Origin of the sequence: Changpingibacter yushuensis, from assembly GCF_014041995.1 — a bacterium.
GTDB classification, from domain to species: Bacteria; Actinomycetota; Actinomycetes; order Actinomycetales; family Actinomycetaceae; genus Changpingibacter; species Changpingibacter yushuensis.
Window position 1 is genome coordinate 2,547,489 of record NZ_CP059492.1, and the last position, 17,072, is coordinate 2,564,560.

Annotated in this window: 13 protein-coding genes; 5 read left to right on the forward strand and 8 right to left on the reverse strand. The window is 58.1% G+C overall.

What is annotated here, in order from left to right:
* Nucleotides 1–9 precede the first annotated feature (9 nt).
* A complete protein-coding gene (locus tag H2O17_RS10970; protein ID WP_182049704.1) occupies nt 10–750 on the forward strand; it encodes a FadR/GntR family transcriptional regulator in 741 nt (246 codons plus the stop codon).
* A gap of 67 nt (nt 751–817) precedes the next feature.
* On the opposite strand, the gene H2O17_RS10975 is transcribed toward H2O17_RS10970, so the two are convergent.
* From H2O17_RS10975 to dapA, 5 genes are all read right to left on the reverse strand, one after another.
* A complete protein-coding gene (locus H2O17_RS10975; RefSeq protein WP_246311250.1) occupies nt 818–2,026 on the reverse strand; it encodes a glycerate kinase in 1,209 nt (402 codons plus the stop codon).
* Between the two features lie 217 nt (nt 2,027–2,243).
* Complete coding sequence (locus H2O17_RS10980; protein ID WP_182049705.1) at nt 2,244–3,578, reverse strand: enolase C-terminal domain-like protein; 1,335 nt, start codon at nt 3,576–3,578, stop codon at nt 2,244–2,246.
* A 198-nt stretch (nt 3,579–3,776) separates the two neighbouring features.
* Nucleotides 3,777–4,682 (reverse strand): 2-hydroxy-3-oxopropionate reductase, encoded by a 906-nt coding sequence (gene garR, locus H2O17_RS10985; protein WP_182049706.1) that lies wholly within the window; start codon nt 4,680–4,682, stop codon nt 3,777–3,779.
* Between the two features lie 81 nt (nt 4,683–4,763).
* Nucleotides 4,764–6,122: a gluconate:H+ symporter gene (locus tag H2O17_RS10990; protein ID WP_182049707.1), complete on the reverse strand. Its 1,359-nt coding sequence runs from the start codon at nt 6,120–6,122 to the stop codon at nt 4,764–4,766.
* 89 nt (nt 6,123–6,211) lie between these two features.
* Nucleotides 6,212–7,099 (reverse strand): 4-hydroxy-tetrahydrodipicolinate synthase, encoded by an 888-nt coding sequence (gene dapA, locus H2O17_RS10995; protein WP_182049708.1) that lies wholly within the window; start codon nt 7,097–7,099, stop codon nt 6,212–6,214.
* Between the two features lie 249 nt (nt 7,100–7,348).
* On the opposite strand from dapA, the gene H2O17_RS11000 reads away from it, so the two are divergent.
* Nucleotides 7,349–8,113, forward strand: a complete 765-nt coding sequence (locus tag H2O17_RS11000; protein WP_182049709.1) for an IclR family transcriptional regulator — start codon at nt 7,349–7,351, stop codon at nt 8,111–8,113.
* A gap of 90 nt (nt 8,114–8,203) precedes the next feature.
* On the forward strand, nt 8,204–9,214 hold the full coding sequence (locus H2O17_RS11005; protein ID WP_220456770.1) for an ADP-ribosylglycohydrolase family protein: 1,011 nt from the start codon (nt 8,204–8,206) through the stop codon (nt 9,212–9,214).
* Nucleotides 9,215–9,381: 167 nt separating this feature from the next.
* On the opposite strand, the gene H2O17_RS11010 is transcribed toward H2O17_RS11005, so the two are convergent.
* The gene (locus H2O17_RS11010; protein WP_246311251.1) at nt 9,382–10,224 is read right to left on the reverse strand and encodes a trimeric intracellular cation channel family protein; all 843 of its coding nucleotides are present in this window, start codon (nt 10,222–10,224) and stop codon (nt 9,382–9,384) included.
* Nucleotides 10,225–10,294: 70 nt separating this feature from the next.
* Nucleotides 10,295–10,549: a hypothetical protein gene (locus H2O17_RS11015; protein ID WP_182049710.1), complete on the reverse strand. Its 255-nt coding sequence runs from the start codon at nt 10,547–10,549 to the stop codon at nt 10,295–10,297.
* 177 nt (nt 10,550–10,726) lie between these two features.
* On the opposite strand from H2O17_RS11015, the gene H2O17_RS11020 reads away from it, so the two are divergent.
* The gene (locus tag H2O17_RS11020; RefSeq protein ID WP_182049711.1) at nt 10,727–11,356 is read left to right on the forward strand and encodes a hypothetical protein; all 630 of its coding nucleotides are present in this window, start codon (nt 10,727–10,729) and stop codon (nt 11,354–11,356) included.
* Nucleotides 11,357–11,386: 30 nt separating this feature from the next.
* Here H2O17_RS11020 and H2O17_RS11025 read toward each other — a convergent pair whose 3' ends face one another.
* On the reverse strand, nt 11,387–12,442 hold the full coding sequence (locus H2O17_RS11025; protein WP_182049712.1) for an endonuclease/exonuclease/phosphatase family protein: 1,056 nt from the start codon (nt 12,440–12,442) through the stop codon (nt 11,387–11,389).
* A gap of 147 nt (nt 12,443–12,589) precedes the next feature.
* Between H2O17_RS11025 and hrpA the strand changes: the two genes are divergently transcribed.
* Nucleotides 12,590–17,017, forward strand: coding sequence for an ATP-dependent RNA helicase HrpA (gene hrpA, locus H2O17_RS11030; RefSeq protein WP_182049713.1), 4,428 nt, complete (start codon nt 12,590–12,592; stop codon nt 17,015–17,017).
* Nucleotides 17,018–17,072 lie beyond the last annotated feature (55 nt).

Here is a 17,072-nt window from a genome sequence, read left to right on the forward strand (position 1 = left end):
GGAATCACCATGACCACAAGCGGGCCTGCTTTGAGCGATCAGCAGTCGTTGCACCGCAATGATCCCCGCGGGCTGACACACGCGCTCGCTGCCAGTCTAAAGTCAGAGATTGCAGCTGGGAGGCTCTCCACTGGAGACCGCCTACCATCAGAATCGGAACTATGCCGGAGCTTCGACGTATCACGAACTGTGGTCCGCGAGGCTATCTCACAATTGCGCGCCGAAGGACTGATCGAAACCTTTCACGGGAAGGGCTCCTTCATCGCCCTTCCCCAGGCCCCAACCGAGCATGCCAGTTCTCAATCGGTAGTGGACTTGTCACTCTCCCAATCACCGCGAGACGTGATGGAGCTGCGAATGGCGGTTGAAACCGAGGCAGCGGCGCTTGCCGCCGTGCGCCACACCGATCAAGATATCCGCTCGATGGATGCTGCCTTGAGCGACCTACGGCATGCTACAGAGGTAGGCGGAAGCATCATTGGACCCGATTGGGCCGTGCATATGGCCGTTGCTACGGCAAGTGCCAACCCACTCCTCATCGCAACAATGCGGGCGATGGGACCATCGGCTGTTTTGCGCCATCGCGCCAGTTTAGACGACGACGTCGACGTATTGGACCCCGAGCACAGCGCACTCATTCTTCACGAGCATCACGTGATTCGCGATGCGGTAGCGCGAGGCGATGCCGAAGCTGCCCGCGCAGCGATTCGCGTTCACCTTTCACGGTCCATGGCGGCGCTGCGCCGCTGACCACACGGGTGCGAGCAGCAGGCGCGGGGCAGGTATGGTTCTTTCCCGTCGCTGGGATACCTATGGGCTATCGACGCCCTGCCATTAGCAAACGCGTTGCACGTTCAGAAGCGTTGGCAAGGTTTTCCCGACCATGGGCCAATGCCCCGGCCAAGTCTGTCACTCCATCTACGATCGGCATGAGGGCCACAAATCCGTGGTCATACAGCTCTTCGACACCGTCACCAAGCTTGCCGGCAAACGCCACAATCGGAACGCCTGCCGGAACGGCAACGCGCGCCACACCCGAAAGCGTCTTTCCCATAAGAGTCTGGCGATCCATTGCGCCCTCGCCGGTGAAAACGAAGTCAGCGCCACGAATGGCGTCCTTGAGACCAACCGTCTCCACCACAAGATCAATTCCGGAAGCCAGCTCGGCACCTAGGAAAGCAACCATGGCGTATCCCAGCCCACCGGCAGCCCCAGCTCCCTCCGCCAGCGCGGGACCATCGAGATGCCCAGCCACGTCGGCAAAATTCCTCAGCGCCTGATCTAGGAATCTGACGTCTTCTGGAGAGGCGCCCTTCTGCGGGCCAAAGATGGCTGAAGCACCACGCTCACCCAAGAGCGGATTATCCACATCGCAAGCAACCCGGAACGTCACACCTGAAAGCCGCGGGTCCGCGCCGGAAGTGTCAATGCGTGCCAGCCGAGTCAATGACTCGGGACTGCCGTCCAGCTCAGCGCCATCGTGGTCCAAGAATACGAAACCAAGAGCGCGAAGCATGCCCGCCCCGGCGTCGTTCGTACCCGAACCACCCAAGCCAATCAGGATCTCCGTGACTCCTTCATCCAACGCGGCCAAAATGAGCTGACCCACCCCGAAGGATTGCATGGCCCGAATGCGCCGGCGTTCGGGTGCTACCATTGCGATTCCAACGGCCTCAGCAACCTCCATAACCGCGCGATCGGGCGTCACAGCGATGGTTCCGGTAGCTTGCTCGCCCAGGGCATTGAGCAGATCAACACTCACGCGGCGTGCACCTAGAGCATCAGCGAGTGCTTCAGTGAATCCTTCGCCGCCATCAGCCATGGGAATTTCTACGCATTCGGCATCCGGGAGAATGCGATGGATGCCTTGCGCCAATGCAGCCGCAGCATCCGAGGCGCTGATCGATTCCTTGAAACTATCCGGTGCGCAGACAAACTTCATATCGAAACTCTCCAAGATCGGGTGCGGGTGCTTCACATCCCGCGTGGTGCGGACGCATCCGCGTTGAGTGGAAATCTTATCCATCGCGATGCGGACGTGTTCGGCCTAGGGCGATCGTACCGGGGAGACCCCAGGAGAACAGCTTGGTTTCTCCCCGATACGTAGTGAACCAACGGCGTCTCACACGGAAGAAGAGTGCTTTCCGTTGGATTCGCCGGCGGCGCCCATCCCAACTAGGGCACCACCGGTTTCCTGCTCACAAGGCATCGCGTCGCCACAGCGAGCAGGAAGGCAAGAGATCTCAGCGAACCAACGCTGGCTTCTTGTTGTCGAACTTCCACCCTGGGATGAGGAACTGCATGCCGATTGAATCGTCACGGGCACCCGATCCTTCAACCTTCTCCTTGTACAGCGCATTCGCCGCGAGAATCTGGTCCATATCAGGCTCAATACCCAAGCCAGGCTTGTTGGGAATGGTGACCTTGCCGTCCACGATCTTCAATGGTTCCTTGGTCAGGCGCTCTGCACCTTCCTGCCAGATCCAGTGAGTATCCAACGCGTTGTACTCGCCAGGTGCCGCTGCGCCACAATGTGCAATCATTGCCAGCGAGATATCGAAGTGATTGTTGGAGTGGCAGCCCCATGTCATGCCCATGTCATGGCAGAGCTGGGCCACGCGCACGGACCCCTGCATAGTCCAGAAGTGAGGGTCAGCCAGCGGGATGCTCACGGACTGCAGAGCGATCGAATGAGTCATCTGACGCCAATCGGTATCAACCATGTTGGTTGCGGTTGGGAGATTGGTGGCTCGGCGGAACTCAGCGAGGATCTCGCGCCCGGAGAAGCCTTCTTCTGCGCCACAGGGATCTTCAGCGTAGGTGAGGATACCTTGCTTATCCTTGCACAGCTCAATAGCTTCCTTGAGGGACCATGCCCCGTTGGGATCGAGTGTGATGCGGGCGTCAGGGAATCGCTCCTTAAGCGCCACGATGGCCTTCATCTCTTCCTTGCCCTCGAGCACGCCACCCTTGAGCTTGAAGTCCTTGAAGCCGTAGAGGTCATGGGTTGCCTCGGCCATACGAACGATGGCTTCGGGTGTGAGAGCTTCTTCGTGACGGATGCGGTACCACTCGGTATCCGAATCCTGTTCGCGCAGGTACTCCAGGTCCGTCTTGTCGGGATCGCCCACGTAGAACAGGTAGCCGAGCACACGAACTTCGGTTCGTTGCTGCCCGTCACCGAGCAGAGCCGCAACGGGCACACCAAGATGCTTGCCGAGCAGATCCAAGAGCGCTGCTTCCAAGCAAGTCACAGCGTGAACGGTTGTGCGCAGATCGAAGGTCTGGAGGCCGCGGCCACCGGAATCACGATCAGAGAACTTCTCGCCCACTTCGGCCAAGATGTTCTTGTATTCGCCGATGTGGCGTCCAATTACCAGTTCCTTGGCGTCTTCCAGAGTTTGGGTAATCTTCTCGCCGCCGGGAACTTCGCCGATGCCGATGTTTCCTTCTGAATCCTCCATGACAACGATGTTGCGAGTGAAGTAGGGGCCGTGGGCTCCAGAGAGGTTCAGCTCCATGCAGTCGCGTCCAGCGACTGGGTAGACATCAATCCTTGCGACAGTTGGGGTGGACATCTTCGTCCTTTCTATTTGGGACGTTTGTGTAGCTTGCTGGGATGTTTGGGTAGCTTGTGCGATGAATAGCTCGAAAACGGAGATTCGTTTCGACGACGACGTCGGGCCTCAATGGTTGGGCGCAATGGTCGGTATCACGGGCCATTGCGCCCAACTCATGGAGGAGGTTCCACTCGGACGCGCCGGGCGGAGCCGAACTCAGGCTTCGGTGCTCGGTTCGCCTGGCTGAAGCTCAATGTTGGCGAGCTTCTCGTAAACCTTCACGAGCGAGGAGTGATCATCAGCGGCGCATCCATCACCGTTCAAAACGCTCATCATTTCGCGAACGAGTGAGGTCAGCGGAAGTGGGGCATCCACGCCATGACCGGTATCTAGGACGTTACCCAGATCCTTGATGTGAAGGTTGATGCGGAAGCCCGGCTTGAAGTTGCGAGCGAGCATCATGGGAACCTTGGCATCCATAACTGTCGATCCGGCAAGGCCGCCGCGAATCGCCTTGTAGACTGCCTCCGGGTCAACGCCAGCCTTCTGTGCCAAGGTGAAGGCCTCAGCGCAGGCGGCAATGTTGATTGCCACGATGGACTGGTTGGCAAGCTTGGCGATGTTGCCAGCGCCGATGCTGCCCACGTACGTGACGTCGCCAGCCATGACGTTCAGGATAGGGGCGACCTTGTCGAAAACGTCCTTATCGCCACCGACCATGACGGACATGGTGCCATCGATTGCCTTCGGCTCTCCGCCAGAAACCGGTGCATCCAGCATGGGAAGGCCCTTTTCGGCGAGCGCATCGTGCACTTCACGGGAAACCAACGGAGCGATCGAAGACATGTCCACGTAGATCAGGCCCTCGTGAACTCCTTCGATGATGCCGCCTTCACCCAGCGCAACCGTCTTCACGTGCGGGGAGTTGGGGAGCATGGTGATGACAAGTTCAGCAGCAGCTGCAGCTTCCTTTGCATTCGCAACTGCGGTTGCACCGAGGGAGACGAGCTCCGAGACCGCATCCTTGTTGAAATCGTTGACGTACAGTTCATGGCCAGCCTTGACCAAATTCTTGGCCATGGGGCGTCCCATGATTCCGAGTCCGATGAAACCGATCTTCATGTTGTTCTCCTACTTGGGTTGGAAATGACGTTCACAAAAGCTTGGCTGCGTGCCGCATCAGCGGGGTGGCACATCGTTTTGTCACTTGATGACGAGGCTCATAAGCATGACGGCTATGAGGCCGAGGATCGAAAGAAGCGTTGTGTAGGTGGTGCGGGTCTTGATTGCCTCCGTCACCGAAAGGTTGAAGTACTCCTTGAACATCCAGAAGCCCGGATCGTTCACATGAGAGAAGGCGATGGAACCAGTAGTGGTTGCAAGCACCATGAGCTCAGGAGAGACTCCTGCCGACGCGACCAGTGGAGCTGCAATACCGGCGGCGGTCGCCACGGCCACCGTTGCCGAGCCTAGAGCGATGCGCAGGATCGCGGCGATGAGCCAGGCGAGGATAAGTGGCGAGATTGCCCATGTACCAGTGAGTTCGGCGATGTAATCGCCAATGCCTGCGGCGGTGAGCACCGATTTGAATGCTCCACCCGCAGCGATGACAAGGAGGATCATAGCCATGGCCTTGCCTGCTTCAGCGGCCGACTTTGCAACAGCGCTCATCGGGCGGCCCATGTGTGGACCGAACACGTACATGGCAAGCAGCAGAGCCATGAGCAGCGCAATTGCTGGTGAACCGAGGAAGTTTATGGTGTCGCCCAAAGCAGAATCGGAATCATTCACCATGTCGAAGATCGCCGCACCCGCGATAAACACCACGGGGAAGAGCGCGACGGTCAGGGACACCCCCATTGACGGAAGCTTATCGTCTGGGATTTCGTCTTCGGAGATGAGGCCCGCAGGGATCTCCGGGTTCATCTTCTTGACGAAGGCTAGGCGGGGCCACACCATAGCAACAAACGTGCCCACGGGAATTGCCATGATGAGTCCGTATGCCAACGTCATGCCAACAGAGGCCTCGTACATACCTGCAACAGCCGTTGGGCCAGGGTGTGGCGGCAAGAAGGAGTGCATCGTGGAAAGCGTGATGGACATCGGCAGGCCAACCCATAGCAAGTTGGACTTTGTGGCCCTCGCGAGCGTAAACGCGACCGGCACGATAATGACGAAAGCAACTTCGTAGAACATGGTCACGCCGATGAGCATGGATGTGATGACCATCGCCCATTGCACACCGTTCTCACCGAAGACATCCACGATCCGCAAAGCGATCCGCCGGGCGGCGCCGGCGTCGCCCATAACGCGGCCGATCATCGCGCCTAGTCCAACAACAACTAGGGTTGAGGACATCTGGCCGCCGATGCCATCCTCGAGGATGTCTGCGATATCAGCAATGGTGGCAGGTTCGTCGCCAACAGTAAGCTGGCCGGTTACTGCAGCCCAGATGCCGACCAAGGTTGCAACGAGTAGAAGCGAAATGAAGCCGTTGAGCTTCAGCTTGGTCATAAGGAAAATGAGTAGCGCTACAGCGAGTGCCACAACTACGAGAGGCATGGGTATTCTCCTGGATTCTCTTCTTTGAGTATTGTGTGGGAAACCTCGACGCCACTACTAGAGCGACGACTGGCCGGATGTGAGGATGATCAGAATTGGGTGACTGCTTCAACAGCCTTCCGGAGCGGCTCACGGAACTGAGACGCAAGCTCCTTCGCTGGGGCAAAGCAATACCCTGCTTCCACTCCCGCATAGCGCAGCCCTTCTTTGAGAACCACGGGGAAAGTTGCCTTATCCAGCAGGTTTCGCAACGGCGAGATCTTCTTCTGAAGTTCGAGGGAACGGGTGTGGTCACCTGCGACAAAGGAGTTATACAGATCGGATAGAAGGCGCGGGGCGATATTGGCGGTCGAAGCGATTGCACCTGTGGCACCCATGGCGAGCGCTGGGAAAATGAGCGTGTCACGGCCCATGATCACTGCGAAATCTTCTGGAACCTCGCGCAAATAGTCAGCGGTAAGTGTCATGTTTCCAGCCGAATCCTTAACGCCAACAATGTTAGGAACCTCAGCAAGCTCAACCACAGTGGAGAGCGCAAGTGGAACCTGAGTACGGCCAGGATTCGAGTAGAGCAGGATGGGCAGGTCCGTCTCTGAGGCAATCGCCCTGTAGTGGTCAGCCAGCTCAGACTGAGTTGGGGTCATGAAGTAGGGGGTCAGAACGGACAGCGCAGAGACGCCCCCCACCTCGGCTACCATCTTTGCCGTCTTGATGCAGTCACGAGTAGTGATCTCAGAGGCACCTGCATAGACCGGCACGCGGCCGTTGACATGCTCGACAGTCAACTCAACCACGCGGCGCTTCTGGGCATCCGTAAGGCCGTAAATCTCACCGGAGGACCCAAGCACGAACACGCCATGGACCCCATTGTTGATGGTGTAGTCGAGCACATCGCGGAGTCCTTGCTCAAGAAGCTCACCATCTTGGTCTAGAGGTGTAACAAGCGCAGGGATGATGCCTTGAGGTTTGAACGTCATTGTTGTTCTCCAATTCGGATCAGAACTTCACAAATGGAAATGAACTGCTCTAGTTGGTAGATGTTTATCTACATATGAATACTCTATGTAGTAAATACTAGATTTGTGAGGCTTTTTGAGGACTTTTGTCCTCAGCCGCTCTGAATGCACTGCTAAACAGGCAAAACTGGCGTCTTTTCGCAAGTTGCTTGTATATAGGCAGATACAGGTAGCCTTGATGGCATCCATTGACAACTCGGGAGACCACACATGACTGCCACGTCAACTCCAAACGGCGTGCGGACTGTCAAGTCCGCGAGCCGCACCATTGAACTCCTTGAGTACCTAGCGTCACGGCAGGCCAACCCCCCGCACCTAGCCGAAGTCTGTACTGCCCTTGGCGCGCCACGTTCCTCCGTCTACGCACTCTTGCGGACCCTCGTGCAACAAGGTTGGGTTCAATCCGACGGCACCGATGGCTACTCTTTGGGTATCCGGGTACTCATAGCCGGAACGTCGTACATCGACTCAGATCCGTACGTGCGAATCGTGCGGCCCATCTTGGTTGATCTGTCCACCACGTTCGGAGAGACGTTCCATATGGGCAGGATCGACGGCGACAAGGTGGTGTACCTGTTCACGCAAGAATCCCACCGCGAACTGCGCGCCTACTCCCGAGTTGGGCGCCGTATGCCCGCCACCGCCACTGCACTAGGCAAGGTGATTCTGGCGCATCGGCCCGAACTGATCCCAGAGACCTTTGAACGGTTAACCGAGTTTTCTATCACCAACCGCGTTGATTTCGACGCCGACGTCGCCACCACCCTTGAGCGCGGGTACTCCACCGAAGACCAAGAAAACACCCTAGGAGTTCGATGCATTGCGTTCCCACTGCCCTACTCCCAGCCGGTTACTGACGCGATCTCCTGCTCAATCCCAAAGGTTCGTTGGACCGAAGCGAATGTCGAACGGATCACCGAAGGAATGCGCGCCGCAGTAATTCGAATTGTTGAGTCAGCACCCGTCTCAGTGTGAGTCACCGTCAGGGTCGGTAACCCTGACATAAGGCATCAGGTTATGGGTTCCCTCACATAGAATGGCTACAGTCACACAGGAGGAGCAGCCATGGACATCCCTCAGCCCACCAACACCACGCCACAAAACCACATTGAGTTGACACCTGAGATTGTGGACCGCGCCCGTGGCGCCCTCCTTGCCGCCGCCTGCGGCGACGCCCTAGGTGTGCCCTACGAGTTCGATTCGCCTACACAAACTCCTGAGATGATCGGCGGAGGCCTTGGCCCCTATGATCCAGGCCAGTGGTCAGACGATACGGAGATGTCAACATGCGTCGCCCGCGTAGCCGCTTCAGGTCTAGCCCTAGATCGCCCCGGAGCAATGGACAAGATAGGCGCCGGCTTCTTCGAATGGATTCGTGACGGCGCACTCGACGTCGGCATCCAGACGCGCGCCGTACTCAACGCCGCTGTCGAAGCCGGAAGAGGCGACATCTCGGATAGGCTCAATGCCGCAGCAGCACAATACGCGCACACTTCGGGCCGATCCGGCGGAAACGGCGCACTCATGCGCACAGCCCCTGTTGGACTGGCTTTCCTCGGCTCACGCGGGCGCACGGCAAAGGCGGCAGTAGATGTTGCGCGCCTGACTCACGTGGACAAGTTTGTGGATGAGTCGTGCGTACTATGGTCCGAAGCGATTCGTCACGCCGTGCTCACCGGTGAAATCAACATCCGGGCCGGCTTGGATCTGATCAATGAAGATTCTGTGGATTATTGGACCACTGTTTTGGACGACGCCGAAGCAGGCAAGGCCAACTCCCATCAAAACGGTTTCACCGTGCACGCCCTCGCCTGCGCTTGGCAGGCCGTGTGGTCCGTGCGAGATCACTCAGAGGATGCCATCCGGGTGGGCATCACCAACGCAGTTCGAATTGGTGGAGACACAGACACAGTGGCCTCCATTGCTGGCGCACTTCTGGGTGCAGCATGGGGTGCATCGAAAGTCCCTGGCGAATGGGTCTCTGTAGTACACGGTTGGCCGGGACTCACGGCCACCCAGTACGCCGATATGGGCGAGAAGATCATACGCACCGCAGCGGATAAGGAGATCGGCTAAACGGTATGGCCGGCTGGTTACCTAGATCGCTTGGGGGCCTAGGGGTCTGGAGCGCCTGGGTGCCTGGGTGCCCGGAGTGCCTAGGGGCCTAGCACACGTGGTTTCCACAGTCGGATGCTGAAACGTCAGCCTAGTCAGGGCCGCATCAGGTGCACCCCGCTGTGGCCCTACTTATTGGATCGTTTCATCATGCGTGATCGCGCACCAAGCGTGCGATCGTCGCGCTTCTCCTCTACACCAGCAACGGGTTCACCAGTATCAGCACGTTCTGAACCTACTGAGCTGCCAGCGCCGCGCGGGAGCGCGTGCTTCTTAGCCAGTTCACGCTGGTGAACGTACTCAGCCAGACTCATCCGCATCTTTCCATACGCATCAGTGAGCGGAAAGTGTGAGTGTTCGGGAAGGCGCCACCGGAACCGCCGTGCCGCGATACACAGCCCGCCGCCCACCATCGTGGAAGCAAAGGTCGCCAAAGTTGGATAGCCAGCAAACCAAAGGGAAATCGCTGGAATGGTGCCAACGAGCGATGCGGTGGCATATAAGGTGTTGCCGCCAAACACTGCTGGGATGCGCCCCACTGCGATATCTCGAATCGCACCGCCCCCAACAGCCGTAATCACCCCGAGCATCACTGCAGGGATGATTCCCAAGCCGGCCGAAAGCGTCTTGAGCGCTCCCGTTGCTGACCATGCGCCGATCACGAAGGCGTCCGCAACGATGAAGAACCTGCTCCACCACTTTCCCGACAAGCGCAAGTTGAAGGAAATGAGCGCACCCACAAGGGCAAAAACGAGGTAATACGGGTCCGTCAACGCGACGGGGGTTCCCTGCTGAAGCAGAACGTCGCGGAGCATACCGCCACCGAGCGCTGCGATCACAGACAGCGCAAAGAATCCGATGATGTCAAAGTGCTTTTCGCGGGCCACCATCCCGCCGACGATCCCCGATACGAGCACACCTCCGACGTCGAAAATTCGGAGGACCGAAGGAAAAATCTCTGCGGCATCCACGGCTCAAATTCTACGAGCACGGACCCATCACCTAACAAATGCGAGCCGGAGTTATTAGGTGTGAAATCGATCAGAAATCGACTGCAGTCACCGAGACATCGTCATCGTGGTGCCGGGCAGATTTCACAGCATCGGAAACCTTTGACTTGGCTTCGGTAAAGGCTGTTCCCGCAGCATCGTGCGCCTTTTCTGACGCCTGCTGAACGGGTCCCGATTTCCACAGCTTCTTGGAGATGCCAACGATCTGTTCATAACGTTGCCGGCCCGCCTTAGCTCCTAGGACGTACCCTACAAATCCTCCAACGATGAGTGACTTAAAGCTCACGATTGCCTCCTCTTGGCAGGGTTGAACACGAACCGATTACCCTCGTTCAACGGTAACGCATTAGGTATCGCGCCGGGTAGTGTTCACAACCCTCTCAGCTTTCTTGGCCATACTCGACGTGACGGCCTTCACAGTACGGCATAGACTGGATGTGATCTGATCACTTGGAGGGGCGCCATGTCACAGATGTATCCTGCCGCTCGCGGCACAACATCCTCGCAGAACTACGTTCATTCACAGCGCCCTCTCATCGCAGACGAACAGCTGAAGGAAGCTACCGGGCGCACGCGGCGGCAATGGTTCAGGGCGCTAGATGAGGCAGGCGCCCAAGAATGGGACCACAAGCGAATCGCCCGTTGGCTGGGCGGCAAACAGGATGTGGACGCGTGGTGGGCTCAGAGCGTCACAATCGAGTACGAAGATGTGCATGGATCGCGCGCATCCCGTGTTCGCTCCGATGATTCGTTTGAAGCGAATGTCTCTAAGTCAGTTCGTTGCACGCCGTCACAGATGTGGCCCTACTTGGACGACGACGACGCGCGGCGCTTGTGGTTGGACTGTGAATTTGAAGTGCGTGGACGAACATTTGAGAAGTCACTACGTATGGAAGCATCTGATGCTTCCCACATCAACGTGACCTTGCATCCGCTGCCACCCTTACAAAACGGTGAGCCGCGTACTCGAATCGACGTGGCCCACTCGCGGCTGCCGCAGGCATCTGATCTTCCAGAGACACTAGCTTTTTGGAAAGCTGCTTTGGCTGCACTCGCGGACCAGTTCTCACAGCCGTCCCCCAATGGAACCTAGGGGCAGCAAGCAGACTAGGTGTGTGCCGATTCAGGTTTCGGGGGTCAGCCTCACAACTACACCCCGATGATCTGAGCCTCCCAGATCAACGATTGCGGCTTCAGTTCCTTCATATCCTGTGGGAGCCATGACGCGATCGATTGGGGAACCGAGCCAGCTGGGCAGGTTGGAGGGCCACGTGCCTAGCCCGGCAGATCCTGCCTGAGCGACTGCATCTGTACACGTGGTGGAAAGACCAAGTGCCAACTCGTGGTCAACTGTCGAGTTGAAATCGCCCGAGTAGATAGCGTTCGGATAGGCACCGCAAAGGTTGTAGGCGCTTTCAATCTCGATGCGCCATTGTTTGGTGGACAAGGTGGACGGCGCAACCGAATGGATCGCAATCAGGTCCGGTCCTGAACCATCTGCCGGAACCGCCCGGACAATTGAGCGGTACACCGCATCGCCGGTATCCACATCCGCTTCCACGTACTCCCCCATGGCAGAGGAGACCAGCAGGACGGTCGAATCGTAATCGGCGTCTGTACCTGCAGTACCTGTATCAAACATCTGGAAAGTGAGCCCTCGATTCGCGAGCTCATCCACAATCTCCACCCCCGATACGGTCGAGGTTTCGGGCAACGTCAAGACATCTATGCCCTCTTCTTCAACCAGGTCCGCAATGCTGGTGGCTTCCACGAGTCCACCGTGCGTGTTGTACTGCAACACGGTAATTGCGCCATTTCCCGACGACGACGTCGTTATCCCCGGATCGGCACTCAACGAACCGGGGTTGGAGATTCCGCGGGAATAGATAGTGACGCCGTGAAGAACGCCAACCACGGCGAGCGCGGCAGAAAGGAAGAATGCGATACGGCCTCGTCCCAACATGGTGCGGCGAACGGCTCCGATAATGGCGAAAAAGATGGCGCCGCCAAAGAAGCCGAGCATCATCCATCCGCGTAGAGCGATTACCTGCGTGATCGGGGTTCGTAGCGTCAGGGTTGCCACTTCAGGAACCGCATCCGGTTTCAGAGTTAGGGAAGAAGCGGCAATGAGCGCAATGGCGAAAATGCCCCACAGGATCTTCATAGGCGTGATGCGCATTATTCCTCCTTCGCAGTTGCCGTAAGGATGAGCTTACGTGGCCCCGCTGGAAGATTGCTCGGATGCACAGGCTCAACGGCATGCTCACGACGAGACGTAACGTGCTTCATGGTGCGAGGCCGCTCGCCGTGGGAGAATGGAATCCGTATGTCTAGCGACTCTTCTGCCGAGCGCTCCGCCCGCTCCACTCACAATTCCACTGCACGCAACGGTGATCAGCGCACCAACTCCCGGCGTCGAACGGGTAGGCGCGCCTCGTCCCATACCTCGGGTTCACAGCAACGCAGCAATCCTCCGCGCCCGTTCTCACCCACGCAACTCGATTCGCGTCGAGCAGCACTTCCGACCATCACGTATCCGGAACAACTTCCTGTCTCTGCGCGAAGAGAAGAGATCAAGGCCGCTATCCGCGACAATCAGGTGGTGATTGTCGCGGGTGAAACCGGTTCGGGTAAGACCACTCAGCTACCCAAGATCTGTTTGGAACTTGGACGCGGCATCAAGGGCTTGATTGGCCACACTCAGCCACGCCGGATCGCGGCTCGTTCAGTTGCTGAACGCATCTGCGACGAACTCGGTGTGACGCTCGGCGGCGCCATTGGATATCAGGTTCGCTTCACTGAGGAAGTCAGCTCAACCACCTTGGTCAAGCTGATGACGGACGGGATTCTGCTTGCGGAGATCCAGTCAGATCCCGAACTCCTACGCTATGACACTTTGATCATCGATGAAGCACACGAACGCTCCCTCAACATCGATTTCATTCTGGGCTACCTCGCACAGTTGCTTCCGCATCGCCCTGACCTGAAGGTGATCATCACCTCGGCAACCATCGATACCGAGCGCTTTGCAGCACATTTTGGGCATCACAGCTTTGCCGGGAAAGAGGGTACGTCTGCCCCAATTATCGAAGTCTCAGGGCGAACGTATCCCGTTGAAGTTCGATACCGCCCACTCCTCCCAGACTCGCCCGCCACTTCGGAAGGCGCATCTGCTTCCAGTGCAGATGACTCGCAGTTCTACCGAGAGATTGATCGCCCAGAGACTCCGGGACGTGCACAAGCCGTAGATCAGGTGACGGGTATCGTGGAGGCCTGCAGTGAGCTCATGGTTGAGGGGCCCGGCGACATCTTGGTGTTCTTGTCTGGCGAAGGAGAGATCCGCGATACCCAGCAGGCCTTCCAAGACGATCTGAAGAATCGATACATCGAACCCGGCGGGCGTTCGAACCTCCCTGGCGCGGTGGAGGTCCTCCCCCTCTTCGCACGACTATCGGCGGCTGAGCAGCATCGGATCTTCGAGTCCCATGGGCATCGCAGAATCATTCTGGCCACAAATATCGCCGAAACCTCCCTCACTGTGCCCGGAATCAGATATGTGGTGGATCCCGGCACAGCTCGCATCTCCCGCTACTCCAACAAAACCAAGGTGCAGCGCCTACCCATCGAACCCGTATCTCAGGCCAGTGCAAATCAGCGGGCGGGCCGTTGCGGACGCGTAGCCGATGGCATTTGCATTCGCTTGTACTCCGAAGCGGACTTCGCGCACCGCGAAGAGTTCACGCAACCCGAGATTCAGCGTACTTCACTCGCATCCGTTATCTTGCAGATGGTCTCGCTTGGGCTCGGCACCGTCTCAGATTTCCCCTTCATTGACCCTCCGGACGAACGATCCGTTCGCGCAGGAACTCAGCTTCTAGAAGAGATCGGCGCATTGGACACTCGCCCTGTGCGCGGTATTCCGACCGGTCCCAGACTCACGAAGATCGGCTGGCAGCTTTCCCGCCTTCCAATTGATCCTCGGCTTGGCCGCATGCTTATCGAAGCGGAGAAGAACGGCTGCGCCAGCGAAGTGCTCGTGCTGGTGGCGGCGCTCTCAGTGCAGGATGTACGCGAGCGCCCGGTAGAGAAGCGCCCGCAGGCCGATCAACTCCACGCCCGCTTCACGGCACGCAGTTCGGACTTCTTGGCCTACTTGACCCTGTGGCGCTATCTGCACACGCAGCAGCGCGAACTTTCCGGTGGCGCATTCCGCCGCATGTGCCGGTCCGAGTTCCTCAACTATCTGCGATACCGCGAATGGACTGACGTCGTTTCACAGCTTCAGCAGATGGCGCGCCCACTTGGATTGTCAATCCGTCCTCTTGCACTTCCCTCGCCGACCCTGATTGATGCGGCGGCTGCAGAAGGCGCTCCCATGCTGGGCGGCTCCGCAAACTCAGGTGCTGTGGCTCAGGCCTGCCGTGAGCTCGGGAGGTCTTCAGACACTCCCGAAGCGGGTGCCATCCACAGATCAATGCTCGTCGGCCTTCTGTCCAACTTGGGTAACTACTCTGAGAAGACTCGCGACTATGAGGGTGCGCGTAATACCCACTTTGTGGTGTGGCCAGGATCTGGATTACATCGCCGCACTCCGGCGTGGGTCATGGCAGCCGAGCTCGTAGAGACCTCGCGGCTCTTCGCGCGCACAGTGGCAGAGATTCAGCCTCAGTGGATAGAACCGTTGGCCAAGCATCTGGTCAAGCGTTCCTACTCGGAACCCATCTGGAGTTCGCGCAATGGTGCCGCGATGTGCAAAGAACGCGTGACTCTCTACGGAATGACGCTAATTGCTGACCGCCAGATCCTATTGAGTTCGGTTGGAACGGATAGCTCCCGCGACTTGGCGCGTGAGCTATTCATCCGGCACGGATTAGTCGAAGGAGACTGGCGGACTCACCACACGTTCCTCGCCGCCAACAAAGCTGCAATCGAGGAAGCACAGGAGACCGAAAGCAAACTCCGGCGCCGCGGAGTTGTGGCCGATGAGGATTCGCTCGCCGCATTCTATGAGGAGCGCGTACCCACCAACGTGGTCTCAGGGCGCCACTTCGATTCATGGTGGAAGAAAGAGAAGGCTACTAATCCCCAGTTGCTGGACTTCACCCAAGAGTTCCTTCTAGGCGGGCAAGCCGCAGCTGAGGGTGACTACCCGTCGGAGTGGATTCAAGGAGACCTCACCTTCCCCGTGGCATACAGCTTCAATCCCGGCTCCTATAGCGATGGCATGACCGTGACGATTCCCGTGACGCTTCTGCCACAAGTGCGGCCTTCAGGATTCGATTGGCTTGTGCCAGGCATGCGAGAGGAGCTCGTCACAGCTACGATTCGCGCGCTACCCAAACGGATTCGACGCCAGCTTGTTCCCGCACCGGATGTGGCGCGCGCCCTCCTTCCATCACTGCCCGATTGGAACAGTGTTGCTCACGGAGACCCCGAAGCGCCTTCTTTCCAAGAGGCATTCACTGCAGCCGTGCGCCAGCTTCGAGACATTGAGATCGACGATGCCGCGTGGCAAGAAACCGAACTTCCCGCACATCTCAAGGTGCGTTTTGTGATCCGCAGCGAGCGCGGAGCGGTACTTGACGAAGGAGAGAGCTTAGAACGGCTCCAACTTAGCCTCGCACCGCGAGCCAAATCCGCGGTGGAGAACGTGGTGAAGGGTGCTGTTGCCATGGCGTTAGATGAGGCACGGCGTGGACTCCTTTCGGCTGAAGATGCCAAGAAGGCCGCGGAACGCGAAGCGAGTTCTGCAGCGACAAAAGCGAGGGACGAGGGGGCTGCCCGCGCAGCTATTCGAGCCGCGCTTGCAGCTGATTCTTCTTCAGCAGCTACCGAGACACCGCTAACGCATTGGCCAGCTGTGGAAGGGGGAATCATCCCAGCTTCTGTGGAAACCACCGGTCCACACGGAATGGTTGTCCGTGGCTACCCGGCACTCGTTCTCGCTCAGAAACGGCCAGCCACCGGTCCCGCTCCCGTATTGTTCTCAGTTCTGGCGGAACCCGCTGAGCAAGTCCGCGATCACCGCCTCGGCGTTATTCACCTAGCTGCCTCTGTAGTACAGATGCAGGAAGCCCGCGTCACGTCCCGTTGGTCAGGGAACCAAGCACTGGCTCTGGCAGGATCTCCCTATCCCACCACTTCGGCATTGGTGGCAGACATACAACTGGCGGCCGCCCGCAACCTCGTTGACCAATGGTGCAACCAGAATGGTGTTACAGCCGGAGAGGTGCGCTCCCACGCGCAGTTCGATCAGATCCTCGAGTGGATTCGAGAACGCCATGAGGATGAAGTGTTCCGACTCGCACAGCTCTGCGCCCAGATCTGCACCGAGTGGGCTTCGACCACACAAGCTGTCAAAGCCAACACATCCATTGCTTTGCTCGGAACAGTGACGGACATCCGGGACCAAGTCTCAGCTCTAGTTCCACCTGGATTCCTCCACACAGTGCCTCAATCCCAACTCGCTCATCTGGTGCGCTACCTCAAGGCAGCAAACCTTCGCCTTGAGAAGGCAAGCAGTAACCCTGCTGCTGATGACGCACTGGCATGGCAGGTTGCCGACGTCGTCGAAAAAATAGAACAAGCAAAAAAGCGGGCAACCGAACACACATACGATCCACACATTGCCGCCAGACTGGAAGAAGCGCGCTGGATGGTGGAAGAGCTAAGAGTCTCCCTATTTGCGCAGCAACTGGGAACTCAAGGCAAAGTCAGCGCCAAGAGGATTGAGAAGCTCATCGCGGGGATCTGATTCGCGAGCGCGAAGGGAAGCTTGAGGAGGCAGACACGCTGGCGCAGCGCACCGC